15 protein-coding genes and 1 tRNA gene are annotated in these 14,766 nt (G+C 43.1%); 7 read left to right on the top strand and 9 right to left on the bottom strand.

The window, feature by feature from the left end; genetic code table 11:
• Window positions 1–46 precede the first annotated feature (46 nt).
• Window positions 47–123 (top strand) — tRNA-Ile (locus HMO_RS0106385).
• On the opposite strand, the gene HMO_RS17650 is transcribed toward HMO_RS0106385, so the two are convergent.
• Window positions 80–616 (bottom strand): HNH/ENDO VII family nuclease, encoded by a 537-nt coding sequence (locus tag HMO_RS17650; RefSeq protein ID WP_425358518.1) that lies wholly within the window; start codon window positions 614–616, stop codon window positions 80–82. The two genes, HMO_RS0106385 and HMO_RS17650, sit on opposite strands and share 44 nt — an antisense overlap.
• Before the next feature lie 682 nt (window positions 617–1,298).
• On the opposite strand from HMO_RS17650, the gene HMO_RS0106380 reads away from it, so the two are divergent.
• The gene (locus HMO_RS0106380; RefSeq protein WP_010300140.1) at window positions 1,299–2,297 is read left to right on the top strand and encodes a hypothetical protein; all 999 of its coding nucleotides are present in this window, start codon (window positions 1,299–1,301) and stop codon (window positions 2,295–2,297) included.
• Window positions 2,298–2,392: 95 nt separating this feature from the next.
• Here the strand turns inward: HMO_RS0106380 and HMO_RS0106375 are convergent, their stop codons facing one another.
• Genes HMO_RS0106375 through HMO_RS14065 form a run of 4 tightly spaced genes read right to left on the bottom strand, consistent with a single transcriptional unit; the run spans window position 2,393 to window position 5,713 of the window.
• Complete coding sequence (locus HMO_RS0106375) at window positions 2,393–2,986, bottom strand: ABC-type transport auxiliary lipoprotein family protein (protein WP_010300138.1); 594 nt, start codon at window positions 2,984–2,986, stop codon at window positions 2,393–2,395.
• Window positions 2,983–3,843 (bottom strand): MlaD family protein, encoded by an 861-nt coding sequence (locus tag HMO_RS0106370; RefSeq protein ID WP_029448538.1) that lies wholly within the window; start codon window positions 3,841–3,843, stop codon window positions 2,983–2,985. Before HMO_RS0106370 ends, HMO_RS0106375 begins: the two co-directional genes overlap by 4 nt.
• Before the next feature lie 8 nt (window positions 3,844–3,851).
• Window positions 3,852–4,577, bottom strand: a complete 726-nt coding sequence (locus HMO_RS0106365; protein WP_010300135.1) for an ABC transporter ATP-binding protein — start codon at window positions 4,575–4,577, stop codon at window positions 3,852–3,854.
• Window positions 4,578–4,579: 2 nt separating this feature from the next.
• Entirely contained in the window at window positions 4,580–5,713 is a 1,134-nt protein-coding gene (locus tag HMO_RS14065) for an MlaE family ABC transporter permease (RefSeq protein WP_010300134.1), read from the bottom strand.
• Window positions 5,714–5,817: 104 nt separating this feature from the next.
• On the opposite strand from HMO_RS14065, the gene rpmE reads away from it, so the two are divergent.
• Entirely contained in the window at window positions 5,818–6,045 is a 228-nt protein-coding gene (gene rpmE, locus HMO_RS0106355) for a 50S ribosomal protein L31 (protein ID WP_010300133.1), read from the top strand.
• A 17-nt stretch (window positions 6,046–6,062) separates the two neighbouring features.
• Here the strand turns inward: rpmE and HMO_RS14060 are convergent, their stop codons facing one another.
• The 3 genes from HMO_RS14060 to HMO_RS0106340 all read right to left on the bottom strand — a co-directional run bounded on the left by HMO_RS14060 (window position 6,063) and on the right by HMO_RS0106340 (window position 9,100).
• Entirely contained in the window at window positions 6,063–6,464 is a 402-nt protein-coding gene (locus tag HMO_RS14060) for a cytochrome c-type biogenesis protein (protein WP_010300132.1), read from the bottom strand.
• The gene (locus tag HMO_RS0106345; RefSeq protein ID WP_010300131.1) at window positions 6,464–8,245 is read right to left on the bottom strand and encodes a heme lyase CcmF/NrfE family subunit; all 1,782 of its coding nucleotides are present in this window, start codon (window positions 8,243–8,245) and stop codon (window positions 6,464–6,466) included. The genes HMO_RS14060 and HMO_RS0106345 overlap by 1 nt, the downstream gene beginning before the upstream one ends.
• Window positions 8,246–8,551: 306 nt before the next feature.
• Window positions 8,552–9,100 carry a hypothetical protein gene (locus HMO_RS0106340; RefSeq protein ID WP_010300130.1) on the bottom strand — a complete coding sequence of 183 codons (549 nt, stop codon included), beginning with the start codon at window positions 9,098–9,100 and terminating at the stop codon, window positions 8,552–8,554.
• Between the two features lie 333 nt (window positions 9,101–9,433).
• Here HMO_RS0106340 and rpiB point away from each other — a divergent pair, with 333 nt between their 5' ends.
• The 4 genes from rpiB to HMO_RS0106320 all read left to right on the top strand — a co-directional run bounded on the left by rpiB (window position 9,434) and on the right by HMO_RS0106320 (window position 13,213).
• On the top strand, window positions 9,434–9,868 hold the full coding sequence (rpiB, locus tag HMO_RS0106335; protein WP_010300128.1) for a ribose 5-phosphate isomerase B: 435 nt from the start codon (window positions 9,434–9,436) through the stop codon (window positions 9,866–9,868).
• Window positions 9,862–10,704 carry a 4-hydroxybenzoate octaprenyltransferase gene (gene ubiA, locus HMO_RS14055; RefSeq protein WP_010300126.1) on the top strand — a complete coding sequence of 281 codons (843 nt, stop codon included), beginning with the start codon at window positions 9,862–9,864 and terminating at the stop codon, window positions 10,702–10,704. Before rpiB ends, ubiA begins: the two co-directional genes overlap by 7 nt.
• A 14-nt stretch (window positions 10,705–10,718) precedes the next feature.
• On the top strand, window positions 10,719–12,140 hold the full coding sequence (locus HMO_RS0106325; protein WP_010300125.1) for a cryptochrome/photolyase family protein: 1,422 nt from the start codon (window positions 10,719–10,721) through the stop codon (window positions 12,138–12,140).
• Between the two features lie 170 nt (window positions 12,141–12,310).
• Window positions 12,311–13,213 (top strand): hypothetical protein, encoded by a 903-nt coding sequence (locus tag HMO_RS0106320; protein ID WP_010300123.1) that lies wholly within the window; start codon window positions 12,311–12,313, stop codon window positions 13,211–13,213.
• 158 nt (window positions 13,214–13,371) lie between these two features.
• Here HMO_RS0106320 and HMO_RS17235 read toward each other — a convergent pair whose 3' ends face one another.
• On the bottom strand, window positions 13,372–14,763 hold the full coding sequence (locus HMO_RS17235; RefSeq protein WP_280956249.1) for an SEL1-like repeat protein: 1,392 nt from the start codon (window positions 14,761–14,763) through the stop codon (window positions 13,372–13,374).
• Between the last annotated feature and the right edge of the window lie 3 nt (window positions 14,764–14,766).

Raw genomic sequence — 14,766 nt, 5'->3', positions numbered from 1 at the left:
TTTTCTTGACTTTTGAGCAATTATTGTTCATTAATATAAAATACGTGGGCCTGTAGTTCAGTTGGTTAGAACCCTCCGCTCATAACGGAGTTGTCGCAGGTTCGAGTCCTGCCGGGCCCACCATCTGTTGATCCCCCTTTTCTAGCTTTTCAAATTTCTCAGCTAATCGTTTAAATACCCGTCTTTTCTCACTATTAAATCCATTACGGTCAATGTCTGAAGGGCCTGTATATGTATGAAATTGCTTAGACCTTTCTTTATGCAGTTCAACCGGTAACATAACGATAGAACTCTTTCGGTTTTTTTGGCCCACATGATGCATTTCATAGGGAATCGGTTGCCCGGTCTTAAGATTGACTAATAGCGGAGCCTTTCCTTTTCTTAGCTTTGTAAGATTTTCCTTACGTCGTGGTGTCCCTTTAGGGCTAATCCCCTTTAAGAGATAATAAGTATTAGTCCCTACTTTTATGGGGGAATGATAAGCCCCTGGCACCAGAGAGTCTAGAAAGACAGCCGTATGCTCGGCATGAGTTTGCGGAGCTGTGGTTTCTAAAGCCTCCACCCACTTTGCATGATGTAGAATGCGTGCTGAAGTTGGTGTAAGTGATACTGGCATCTCACTAACCCCAGTCGCGGCTAGTGCATCTTTTTGAGCTATTATTTCTCCTTCCCAGCTATTTTCTCTAAGAGATTGCCCTATTAAAAAAGACTCGATACTCTCAAAAGATTCATCTGTAAGTAAAGATAGCGGTTGCATCTGTGATACAGAAGATGTAATATTCCTAAAAATTGCTTCATTTTCATTTAAACTTTCCACAGATTTTGCTGCAAAGTTACAGAAAATGAATGCAAAAACACATGGATAAGCGACATGCTTAGCCATAGCTGCCTCCATTATTATTATAGTTCTTCAAGCTTTTGATATGGGGGCAGTCTTAGTCCTTTTCAAGACCCAGTTATAGTTTTTATTAATTAATTGGGAACTTATTACTTTTTACTAGAGAAAAAATACAGTTCTATCTAAGGTTAGCCTTTATTCTATATTTTTTAAGTAAAATTTATAATAAAGGGTTTAAAAAGGTAAAATTAAGTAATTAAGACAGCTGTCATTTAAGATACCGAAAAGCGGGTGCAGAATGCCTACTTTTTAAGTCATTAATAGAAATCCATAATATACCAATCTATTTATAAGCAATCTTAGTAGAGAGAAAAATATCCCTCAAAGATACTTGTATTACTTTAATTTATCTCCATATTAGTGAGGCATAGATGATTCAACCTAATGGGGGAAACGAAGAATGTTTAAAAGTAAGTGTTTAATGGTAGCCTTATTGACAACCGGGATTGGGTGTACGATGGACCAAGAGACAAAAGAATTAATCTCTGGCACCTCCGCCATTGCTGAAGAATACCATCCATGGCCCCATACCTATCCGGGTATGAGCAAAGATTATCCCCCTCATCCCCTGCGTGTTAGCGCTGAATTTGTGGACCATAAATTTCCTGATCATATTAAAGAAATGATTATTGTGGATCTGGCCCGTGGCCAAGAGACAATCGTTGGTACTCTTACCCCTTTTTCTAGGAGAGATGGGGCACGTTGGAGTATTAATGAGGACTATCGCCATGGGTACGAATACGTACAACTCGCCTATAAAGTTCTAACTGCCGGTTATTCTCCTCTATACCCTATCCCAGCAAAAGGAGGCGGTACAAGGGAAATAATGACTCTGACAGGGGAAACACAAGTTATCCAATATAATCCTTTTAAAATCCCTACCGTGTATACAACAGGGCACTATCTTCCAAACATTCGCCTTTCTTTTCAAGGTAACTTAGCTTCCCCTTATAATTTGCGTGCGTCCGCCCTTGTGGGTAAACTGACACCTATGAATATAGCTCCTCGCTCTTTTAGCGGCAGAACTGTCAATAAAGAGGGCCACGTTATAGAAGGGTGCCCTGAAAATGATCCAGAAATTTTTAAGACTTTAGCCGTAAGAGCCACCTTAGTAACCGATGATTATGGTAATCTTAAACAACTTACCCCGTATCAAAGGGATACCATTGAAGAAATAGCAAGGGACATGGCTGATTACTATATCAAAGCAAAAAGCAAATACGGGGTAGAGATAGATCTAGATAAATTAGGACAATCTTTCTCGCAGCGCGGCCATTATCGGAGCAATTTAATTGTGCCCGTTGTAACAAAGTTGAAGCAAGTCTTGGCTAACAGTGGAGACCATGGCGTAAGTTCTCTTCTTACGGGTCTTAATTCCCACTTAAATAGTTCTGAGTAAATCTTTCCTGGCAAAGCTTTATCAGCAGCTTTGTCAGGTTCTCTTTTCATAAATTCGCTAAGGTTAAACTTTATCATTCGAGGGTGATAAAGTAGCTACCCTTTGACCAACCATTCGTGAATATTCCAAATTACTTGCTTGTTAGCTGCGTTTAAGGCGGCGGCAATAGTATCTGCGCTTATATGAGTTAAGTAATAATGAGCACTGAACAGTTTGCTCGCGACTTCATTGCGAGTGCTGAGATCAATTAATTGAACAAAGTATTCAATTTCTGCCCGCGGCGTAGTGGTTTGGTCGACATCAAACTTTCGAATATCAATTTTTAAGGCATGGTCGGGAACAATACCGTCACTATTACGGACCACGGCCCGATAAACATGCAGATTTTGTAAAGAATAAGACACTGCTTCCTGCACAACTAACGGTAAGCGGTCAGACCATTCCATATCAGCATAATAATCAATTTGCTGGAACGCCGGAATAACTGCAACCCGTTGTGAGTCCAGCTTGATAGAGGCTGTCGGTACATCCACAATTAACTGCCGCGCTATTTTAGGCCGGTCTTCTGTCGCCTCCCAATAAGATAATGTATAGCGTTTGGGGGCCTCACCGGGGATAGGGATCAAAGGACCACACGCCGTTAAAAACACACAGGATCCAAGTAAAAGTTTACAAAGCTGTGCTTTCATCGGGCCGGTACTCCTTGTTTAGGATCATTATAAAAAAATCGAGAAGGTGATCGCTCAAGAGATTCAGTAATACGCCGGATAGCCGCCAATGATTCGCGGCCTTCGATCATAAAACGTGAAAATGAATTTAATCCCGAGGTGGTAAATTCTCTTAAGCCACCCCGATTTTCTTTCATAAGTTCGGTAAATTCCTTGCTCATAAATTGAATCTCCGTAAGGGTTGCATTTAGTGTTGCAATAGCTTTGGTAAGCTCAAGTAAGAAAGCATCTTTATCGTGTCCATCGTCAGGCTTAAAATAGGTGGTAATCTCTTCTATGTTCTTCATGGTTTTACTAAAAGCTTCACGATTTTCATCATTAAAAACGCCGCGAATATCTGTGATCAAATAGTCCATTTTTTGTAACATATCAGGCAAGGTCGCAGAGACTTGTTCATACAGAGATGATTTTGAAGGGATAACAGGGATACGCGTGTGACTTATATCAATTAATCGCCGGCTTGTGGTAGTACCTCCATTAATCTGGATATAAGAGATACCTGTTAAGCCATGACTTTCTAAAGTCGCAATCATATCTTCTTTAATGATCGCTGTTTTATCAATATCAACGGTTACAATAATCTGTTCAACATTCTTGGGGTCAATTTTAATTGTGGAAACTTTACCAATTGGAACTCCTCTATATTGGACTGCTCCTCCCACCTTAAGGCCAGAAACAGAACCTTTATAATAAATATGGTAAGGCCGGGTCGACTCCCCAAATCCAAATTGGTGCAGCCACAATATGAATAAAATCATGGCCAAGAATCCTCCCACCACGAACATTCCTACGCGCACATAGTTTACTTGTGTTTCCATTTCATCCTCTAGCGAAAATAACGTTCACCACGCGGCCCATGAAAGTAACTTTTTATCCATGGATGATCAATTCTTATAATCTCAGCAAGGGAACCTATTAAAACTTGACGATCAACCAAGACTGCGATTCGATCACAAATTCGCACTAAACTGTCTAAGTCATGGGTAATCATGATAATGGTCATGCGCAAGTCACGTTGCACCTCACGGATTAATTCATCAAAGCCAGCGGCACTAATGGGGTCGAGTCCTGAAGTCGGTTCATCCAGAAAGACAATAGGGGGATCTAAAGCAAGGGCGCGAGCTAACGCCGCCCGCTTAATCATTCCTCCCGATAGCTCTGCCGGCGACTTAAAGGCGGCATCTAAAGGCAAGCCAACTGTTTCAATTTTTATCATGGCTAGATTTCGGGCCAGCTCAAAGGGGAGTTTTGCCACTTCTCGAAGCGGGGCCATAACATTTTCAACAACACTCATGGAGCTTAATAAGGCTCCATGTTGAAATAAGACTCCCAGATGGCTTTGATTAAAGCCCCCAGGCACATTATAGACAATCTTACCCTTTTGAGGAGGTTGTAGGCCGGTCATAAAGCGCATTAAAACTGACTTGCCTGATCCTGAACCGCCCACAATACCTAAGACTTCACCTTCGTTCACACTCAGATTAAGATTTTGATGAATTATCTGAGAACCGAACTGGGTAGATAAATTCTTAACTTCAATAATCGGTGCCATAATTACCAATCCATTGCCGTAAAGAATAGCGACATAATGGCATCACAAATTATAACCATAAAAATTGATTCAACCACCGCGCGCGTGGTCATAATTCCGACACTTTCAGCACTGGACTTAACTTGCATCCCCCGGTAACACCCAATAATAGCAATAACTATTGCAAATAGAGGCGCTTTACTCATACCCGTCCAAAAAGAGGTGGTGCTGACTGCTGCTTGAAACGAGCTCCAGAACTCAGAATAGGACAGCCCGACATAAGAGCGCACCACGATCATTCCTCCAATTCCTCCCCCCAAGATAGACAGTAAGACCAACAATGGTAATGAGATCACCATTGCCAATACTCGGGGAATTACTAATACATGAAACGGATTAAGTCCCATCATGCGGATAGCATCAATTTCTTGGTTCAAGGCCATTGTTCCAATTTGCGCTGCAAAGGAGCTTCCCGATCGCCCCGCCACCACAATTGATGTCAGTAGCACTGAAATCTCTCGCAACAGTGAGACGGCCAAGAAATCAACCGTAAAACTTGAAGCTCCAAAGCGAGCTAATTGGTTGACCCCTTGAAATGCCAAAACAGCCCCAATAAGTAAGGAAATAAGGCTAATAATTGGAATAGCTTTAATTCCCACCGTATCAACAAAGTGAGCAATTGTCGCCCAGCGCAAGCCGTATTTACGGATAACCGTAACATATATATGAGTTAGGGTTTGCCCTAAAAACTCAATAATTTTTCTCGTAGTCTCCGCAGTCTCTATAGCGGCTTTACCGATTTCTTCAAGAATTGCTTTTGCGCCAGAAGATTTTTCTTCAGCTGGGAAGTCGAAGGATTTATCGAGCCACCGCTTTATTGGGGATGGTAAGTGCTCACTTAAATCCCTATCAATATTGAGGGCCTTTAAGAATTTTGCAATGACCCAAGCGCCAGCACTATCATGACTGAAACCATCTTCAAAGCAGATCTTGACGGCTAGAGGAGCGGAGATACGTTCTTGTAGCTGAGAGAGACTGTCAAGCCCACCTCTCAAGCTTAAGGTTTGCCAAGCCCCTGAAAATACAAGCGTTTGCTGCTCATCTTGTGTAATGAGCTGCACCTGAGGTTGTAAATGAGACTGCTTATTTTTTATCAATTAATCTCCAGATTAATCTATGATTCTTAAGGAAAATTATTGCATAATATATTATAATAAGCTATATAGCATAGTAAGATTATTTATTTTATCAGGTCACGATTATGAAAAAAGACATTCATCCTTCTTATCACACAATCAATGTTGTCATGACAGATGGAACAAAATTTACCACTCGCTCTACTATGGGTAAAGAAGGCGACACCCTTCAGCTTGATATTGATCCCAAGTCCCATCCAGCATGGACCGGTGCTTCAGCTCGTCTTATTGATACCGCTGGACAAATCAGTAAATTTACAAAGCGTTTTGGTAGCTTTAGCGCTAAAAAATAAGCTTTCAATTAGCTTAGTTAAGAGGCTCTCCTATGAGAGCCTTTTTTATTAGCTCGATAAACCCCCGCCCCTAAACATAGGCCCAACAAAATCCACGGCAGTGCCCATAGCGCCAAAGTGGCTCCCCTTAAAGGCGGTGTTATAAGAATCCGTTCGCCATAACGGTTGGTAAACCATTCTATAATCTGCTGATCGGTAAAGCCATGCACAATTTGCTCACGAATGACCTGGCGCAATAATATAGCTTCTTCGATTGGTGAATCATTTAAAGACTGCCCTTCACAAGTCGGACATAGCAATTGTGATCCTAATAATTGCGCTCTCTTTTCTAGAGCCGGCGACGCTAGCTGTTCATGAACTTCCAAGGCATGGGTTCTAACCAACAATACCATTACCATCAGCAGGATCAATCTTGTCATTACTTCTCCTTTGAGCGCCCGAGCGACATTAGCCCCGCGAGGCCAATGGCCACAAACCCTAACCACATTAAATTAATCCACGGTTTGTACGCAAATCGAAACCCCCACGCATCATCTTGATAATGATCTCCCATGGATACATAGTAATGATTAAGACCAGAGGAATAAATGGATGTTTCTTGATGAATAATCCCCTGCGTCCAATAAAACCGTTTCTGAGGCATGAGCACCGTTTTTTGATTCAATGTAAAGAAAGCCGTTTGTCCCATATAATTCTCGGCTTTAATGCCGCTAATACTTGCTAAAGAAAAATTTCTTCCTTGCATTTCTATAGATTGTCCCGGTTTTAGGGCAATCAATTTCTCCTCTTCAAAGGCCAAACATAACACCATTCCTAAGACCGCAACCCCAACCCCTAAATGGGCTAGCAGCATCGGAGCCTTTCGCCAAGACCAGCGTTGCGCTTTTATCCCCAACAGCAGGCTACTGATCAACCAGACACTCGCTCCATAACTTAAAAGCAGCAGTAAACGTGTCTGATTAAATTTGTACCCCAAGATTAGGACGGCCATGGTGGCTATTAACAGAGGAGAAAGAGAGGCTTGTTTATCAATTCCCGAGACGGTCATCCACGGCTGCAAAGCCATCAACGCCAAGGTGGGGAGCATAATTGGAACAACAGTAGCGTTGAAATAAGGGGCTCCCACCGTTAATTGAATATCAAAAACTTGTAAGAGAAGCGGATATAAGGTGCCAAAAGCGATGGTGAAAGCAGAAAAGCACAACAAGAATATTCCTAACTTCAGGGCGGTGATCAGATTAATCCCTTGCTGCTTTAAGCTTGGGCTATTAGTATGTAAGCTCAATAAGCGTCGACCCAAGGGAAACAACACCACTCCACAGACAAGGAGCAAGAATATCCCGCGCTCAGGGCCAACAGCAAAACTGTGGACCGAAGTTACTAGACCTGAACGGATGATAAATAAGCCTAACAGACAAGAAGCAAACACTGCAAAACTTAGCCATTTTACGACGCCCAGTGATAATCGCCCTTGTCGTGCTAAATAATAACTGTGAAAGCTAGCTGTTTGAAGTAACCAAGGTACTAAAGCAGCATTTTCCACTGGATCCCAAAACCACCAACCGCCCCAGCCCAGTTCATAGTAAGCCCAGAAACTTCCCAACATAATACCTATGCCTAAAAACGCCCAAGAGAAGCGCGTCCACAACAGCCAACGCTTATCAGTTTCATGAAGGCTCATCAAGACCACAGGCACCAAAGAACTGACCATTCCTAAATATAAAACCGGAGGATGAATTGCTAATAAGGGATCCTGCAACAGTGGATTTAAATCACGGCCTTCCAAGGGTGGCACCAGAACTGCCGTAAACGGATTACAGGCAAAAATCATAAACAATAATATTGCCAACGCCACATAGGCAATAAACGATAACCCTTGGGGCAAGCGTCGAAAAGCGGTACCTCCTACGCCCAGCATTAACAGCAACCATAACAGCATCGACCCTTCATGATTGCCCCAAACGCCAGAAAGCTTATATAACCAGGGTTTTTGGGTATGAGAATGCAGCACGACATTAACAAAAGAGAAATCGGAGGTCAGATGAGCAAACACAAGCCAAGCAAACGCCCCCAAACTTATTATTGCCGTTGCTCCATAAAGAAGCCGTTTATATTGAGGAGATAACACCGTTATACCAGCCATCAAAGCTGCAATATACAGCAATCCTTGCCCAATATAGGGCGACCATGACACCGGCATTATCTTTGTCCTCTAAGACTACAGTTGAGCTCAGCTTAGCAAAAAATATTAAGGTATGCGATGCAATATGAATATTATAAGTGTCTGCATCGGGAAAAGATGAAATATCAATAAGGCTCTATGTTTTAAGTTTATGACTTTTAAATAAGATAACCGCTAAAGTGGAGGTCAATATGGCTCGTAAATGCCTTCCACTATATACAGGGTAATTTCATGGCTTAGCTTAATTTCAAGCTAAGCCATTGCTTAAGCCTTAAGAGCATAAGGCAAAGTTTGTTAGTTACCTATAATGCTCTTAGAGAAGTTTTATCTGAGAGCTTGTGCTACATCAGGCTGATTCAAAAGTTTTTTGATAAAGTTGGTTACGGCTTCATCAAAGCTTTCTGCAGTATTTCGACAAGCATCAACCGCAATGTATGCTGTACCATACTGGGTAGTGGTATTGACAGTAAACGATTTCTTACTATCGATGATGACGTTTCCATCAATATACCATTCCCCAGCTAAGGTATCAAAATTGACCCTTGTTAAAGCAATTTCAAGCGTATGTCCTACATGGGGAGAATCTGATAATTTATCCATGCTTATCAACGTTTTATGTAAAGCATCATTGATATACTGAGAGTAAGTCATTTTTTGGGGCAAGTAGATCGGCCCTACAGCGCGACACATAATGCTGTGAGCATCATTTTCTGGCATTTTGACTGATTTAATGTATACCTTTTGCATAGTACTGTGCGGGATATCATATTTAATGCTCGAATCAAGACGATAAGCACGAATATTGTTTGAGCTACAGCCACTCAACAGAGAAATAGCGACAATGGCCCAAATAGATTTCACTTTTATACCCATAATATTTCCTTAAATGTTAATAAATTTCTTTACAGATAGAAATCCCTAAGGATCTTATATACCCGTAAAGCTTTTTGCAATATTTCCTATGAAACTGTAGGTTGAAATTCAATAAAATAAGCAAGAAAAATTAAAGTAAAATTTTACCTTGATTTTTTACAAAGTTACTAGCGTTTTCCAAGAAAAGTTGACTAGATAAAGGATAGATCTCTATCGCAGAAGATTTATTTCTTACAGTTTATTTAGGCTATAATAATATAATGCTAGAGAGCAAATAGACGCTGCTCCACAATTATGCTACAGATAAGACATCGACTCTTAAGGAGAAGCATAATGACACGACTGTATATTGCCGCGGATCACGGCGGTTTCCACTTAAAGCAAGCATTGATTTCCTACTTGGTTAACTATGACGTGGTGGACTTAGGTACAGAGTCTGAGGAGTCGGTTGATTATCCACTTTATAGCGACAAAATTGCCGCTTGTTTAAAACAAGATGCTGAGGCCTTAGGTATTTTGATTTGTGGGACAGGCTTGGGCGTCTGCATGGCTGTTAATCGTCACCGTCACATCCGTGCAGCCCGGTGTAGTACAGGGTTGGATGCTGAGTTGGCTCGGCGCCATAACAATGCTAATGTCCTGTGTTTGGGAGGGCGTGTCATCGGCGTAGAACTAGCCAAGCACATTGTGAATCATTTTCTAAATTCAGCCTTTGAGGGGGGACGCCATCAAAGACGCGTTAATACATTTAGTACACCCGCATGTTAGTTTCAGCGTTATGGCGGTTAGGCCGCTTTGATAAGCCGATTGGAATTGTGCTGATTTTGTTTCCCTGTTGGTGGGGCCTGGCCTATATCCAAGGTTTTGCCATTGACCCTAAACTAATGCTGCTCTTTGCGCTGGGAGCTACAGTCATGCGTGCTGCCGGCTGCATCATCAATGACTATTGTGATATTGATATTGATCAGAAGGTTCAACGGACCCAGAACCGCCCCTTAGCCACGGGTGAAGTGACTCTTAAGCAGGCTCTGTTATTTTTTGTTGCCCTGTGTGGCGTGGGTTTAGCGGTATTGCTGCAGTTTCCGCCGCGATGCTGGGGGATCGGCGCGATCGCAACTGTGCTGTTTATGATTTATCCAAAGGCTAAACGCTTTACCCATTACCCGCAAATCTTTCTGGGGCTCGCTTTCAATATCGGCTTTCCTATGGCTGTAGCTCTGTTTACAGCGAATTGGTATCATCCGGGCGTGGTGGCCGCTTATGCGGCGGGGATCTGCTGGACTGTTGCTTATGATACTGTTTATGCCTTTCAAGACATTGAGGATGATCGCCATCTTAATATTGGATCCACAGCGTTGAGGTTTGGCAGCCAGGCCCGTGCCATCCTTGTAGGATTGTATGGGATGATGGTCCTGCTCTTATGCTTAGCCTGTTACTTGGCCCATTCTAGCTTACTTGCGTATGCTTTCTTCAGCGGTGCCGGCAGCTTGGCAATTTATAAACTTAAAGGGGTAAACTTCACAGATCCTCAAGCGTGTCGTGAATTTTTTGTTGCCAATCAGTGGGTCGGCTTATTAATTTTTATCGGATTTCTACTCAGATAGAATAGGAAACTATCATGAAGTGCATTGTCTGGTTTCGCAAAGATTTACGCTTAACTGATAATCCGGCTCTCCAGGAAGCGGTTCGTTTAAAGGCGCAAATTATTCCAATTTTTATTCTTGAAAATTCTGGGCCTTGGCAACCGGGCGGCGCGAGCCGTTGGTGGTTACATCACAGTTTACACCAGCTAAACTCTGCACTTAATAATTCCATGCATTTTTATCAGGGCGACCCTCTCCCTATTCTCTTAGAATTGATAAAACAGACGCAGGCTACCGCTGTCGTGTGGAATCGGCGTTATGGTCCGGAAGAAATAGCTGTAGACACACGGATAAAAACTGAGCTGGAAGCGCGTGGTATTGGCGTTAAGTCTTTTAATAGTCATTTGCTGTTTGAACCGTGGGAAATTCAAAACAACCAAGGTAAATTCTTCCAGGTTTTTACGCCTTTCTGGAAAAAGTGCTTAGCCCGAGCCCGCATTGAGCCTCCCCTGCCAATTCCCGCTAACATGCAACTTATGAGTGGAGCAACATTTGACCTTAAAAAGTTAGGCTTGCTGCCGACTAAACCCGATTGGGCCAGCGGTTTGAGACAGACATGGACTCCCGGGGAAGTAGGAGCGCAACAAAAATTAGCCAACTTTATCAGCCGCATTGCTGGCTACAAACAAAATCGCAATTACCCAGCCCAGCAAGCCACCTCCCTGTTATCCCCTCATTTGGCATGGGGAGAGATTAGTGTACGGCAGTTATGGCACGCTATTCACACTCAAATTCGTTTGTATCCTGTGCTAGAGCAAGATGCTCTCAATTTTTTGTCGGAGATAGGATGGCGCGAATTCTCCTATCATCTTTTGTATCATGTGCCAACCTTACCCACCCATCCCTTGCGCCAACAGTTTGCCAATTTTCCCTGGCAGCAAGATGAAAATGCCCTGAGAAAATGGTCTCAAGGGCAAACCGGCTATCCAATCATTGATGCGGGCATGCGCGAGCTTTGGCATACAGGCTATATGCATAATCGTGTCCGCATGATTGTGGCCTCCTTCTTAGTCAAAGACTTATTGTTGTCGTGGCAACAAGGTGAAGCTTGGTTTTGGGATACGCTCGTCGATGCTGATCTTGCCAACAACAGTGCCAGTTGGCAGTGGGTTGCTGGCTGTGGTGCCGATGCTGCGCCTTACTTTCGTGTTTTTAATCCTGTGCTTCAAGGAGAAAAGTTTGATCCGGAAGGAGAATATGTTAAGCGTTGGGTGCCGGAATTAGACTTATTGTCTGCAGATTATATCCATAAACCTTGGCAAGCCAGTGCCATAAAATTGAAGGGAGCTGGTATTGAGCTGGGGGTAACCTATCCATTTCCTATGGTTGACCATGAGAAAGCACGCCATCGGGCTCTTGAAATTTATCAAGAGCTGCCTCGATCCACTTCCTCATAAGAGCGCTGTTATTGACTAAGACAAAGTAGCTATAAATTCTAAGACGGCCCTAATTGTCCTCTGCCCGCGCTTCAGTGTGCTGATTACTAATAATCCCTTAAGAAATTAACGAAAAATTAACTTTTTTAATGAATACTGGTTTTATACTTCTTACCTATTAGGAGTGAAAAATGAGAAAACTCCTGTATCTGGGTCTTGTCTCTCTCTTTATTCAGTCGAGTTTAAGCGCAGACCCCCAAACAAATGAGCAAATCCTTCAGAAGATGGTCAGCAATGCCATTGATGCGACCTTAGAGCAATATCACAAAGATGACTGGCGGCAAATCCGTGACATCGCTGCCCATTTTTGGCGGGATCCCAGTTCCCCCCTGGAGCAAGAAGTCACCACGCGCATCAGTCATTTTCATCAATTTCTTTTGGCAACATTACTGAACAATAAGAAAGCAGCCTTAGTCATCTTATCTCAGTACTTTGAGTATCAGTTGGATTGCCTGCAAATAGATTATGCCAATGCCCCGAAATCGCGCTTACATGTCTGGAGCAATACTCCCCCGCAGTACCATGCAACCTTAGCTTTCGAAGTGGTTGCTGGAAATTTGGGAATCAAACTGAATAAAGATTATCATCATGATTACGCCCAAGCTTCTGAACGGGCCCGCTTAGTAGAAGATCAACAGCGCCAGATTGAAGCAGAGCTGGCAAAGGCAATCATTCCACCGCCGCCGCCGCCCGTAGCACCCCCGGCTTATCTGATTCCAGTCGCACCTGTTGCACCGAAAGCACCTAGCAATTTAATCAATACCGCTCCATTGAAATCTGAGAAAAAAGGTATTGGGTTGATTCAGCTCCGCGGTCCTATCGGTGAGCAAAAGGTTCCGCCCAAACTGACAAAATCGGGAACTTCCTCATTGTCACCGGATGTGTTAAGCGAGATTAAAAAGGGATCAATTAAATTGAAGCCAGTGGCTGAGCGGATGCTTAAGGACAAGCCACTTTACCAAGACAGTGATCTAAGAGACGTGCTCGCCCGACGCTTACAAGAAATGCGGCGCTCCATTAAAGGAGAGGATTAACCCCCTCTTCTTAGTTAAGCCTTTTTAAGCTATTAGCTAAAGTTACACAATGCCTCAGTGCATACTTGCTGTTAGCGGACTTTGAGAAGGATCTTCCTGAGTATTGTCTCAACTGCTTTTGAGGAGACCTATTTTCTCGCTCGAGTTGACTCCTATAATTAACTGCTGGCGGTTGAGTTCTCTAACCCTCGCGCCTGGCGCCATTCTAATTTAGTGGCGTCATCGATGCTGGCATAGAGATCCGCCGCTCTCATCGTATCAACAGCTATTCCAATCCCATGTTCTAAGCAATAAGCCAGATTTAATATTCCACAAGCACAGTTCTGGTTAGCTGCTTTTTTGTAATAAGAAACAGCCTTGCCCTCATCCTTTTCAACACCACGGCCCAGCTCATACATCCAACCTAGAGCATTGACAGCAGCGGCCTCACCTTGGAAGACTGCCTTTCTAAATAGTTTTATAGCTTTGTTATCATCTGGAGGGCCCCCTTCCCCCAGCATATACATCATCCCTACATTAAACTGAGCAATAGCAACACCCTGAGCGGCTGCTTCCTCAAATAATTCTAAAGCTTTTTTATTATCTTGAGGGACCCCTTGCCCCAGCCTGTACATCACTCCTAAGTTAAACTGAGCAGTAGCAAGCCCTTGTTTTGCTGCCTCTGCAAAAAGTTCTGCAGCTTTCGTATAGTCCTGAGACATTCCTTTTCCCATCATATAGCTCACCCCTAAATTAAACTGAGCATCAGCCTCTCCTTGCGCTGCTGCCTCTTCATAGTATTCTAGAGCTTTATTACTGTCTTGGGGGACTAGTTCACCTTTTTCATACAAGAGACCTAAATAATTCTTAGCTTCCGCAAGGCCCTGAGCTGCCGCCTTTTCTATTAATTCTAAAGCTTTCCTATAATCTTGAGGAACCCAGGTTCCACGCTGATACATGAGGCCTAAATAATATTGACCACCAGGATGCTCTACAGCGGCTGCTTTTTCAAATAGCTCTGCGGCTCTTTTATAGTCCCTAAAAATCCCTATTCCTTCGTGAAGCATTGCTCCCAAACTGACTTGAGAAGGGGGGTGACTTTGAGCAGCTGCCTCCTCCAATAGCTTTGCAGCTTTCACATAGTCTTTAGGGACACCTATACCTGCGTAATGCAGCATACCCAAATTGGAAAGTGCCTCAGAGTTTTTTCTAGCGGCTGCCTTTTCGTAAAGAGCAATGGCTCTTTCATAGTCTTGGGGAACACTTGCGTGCGCCTGATACATCTCACCCAGCAAAAGACATGCAGATGCATATCCCGTACATCCAGCATTTTCATAAAGTTCTGCAATTCTTTGTTTATCTGCGGGGACTATTCCTAGCCCGTCCTCGTACATTATAGCTAACCTTAGAGATGCTGCTCCAAAGGACTGATTGTGCGCTTCCTCATAATAGTAGAGAGCTTCCTCGTACTTAGGCCGCCCCTTACTAATACCGTACAAGTAGATATCTCCTAATAAAAAGTAGGCTGTCGCCGCTTCCTGGGGAGAATTATTCTTTAAATTAAGCTGTATGGT

It is taken from the genome of Candidatus Odyssella thessalonicensis L13 (genome assembly GCF_000190415.1).
GTDB lineage: Bacteria > Pseudomonadota > Alphaproteobacteria > Paracaedibacterales > Paracaedibacteraceae > Paracaedibacter > Paracaedibacter thessalonicensis.
This window is presented reverse-complemented; position numbering and strand designations above follow the sequence as displayed.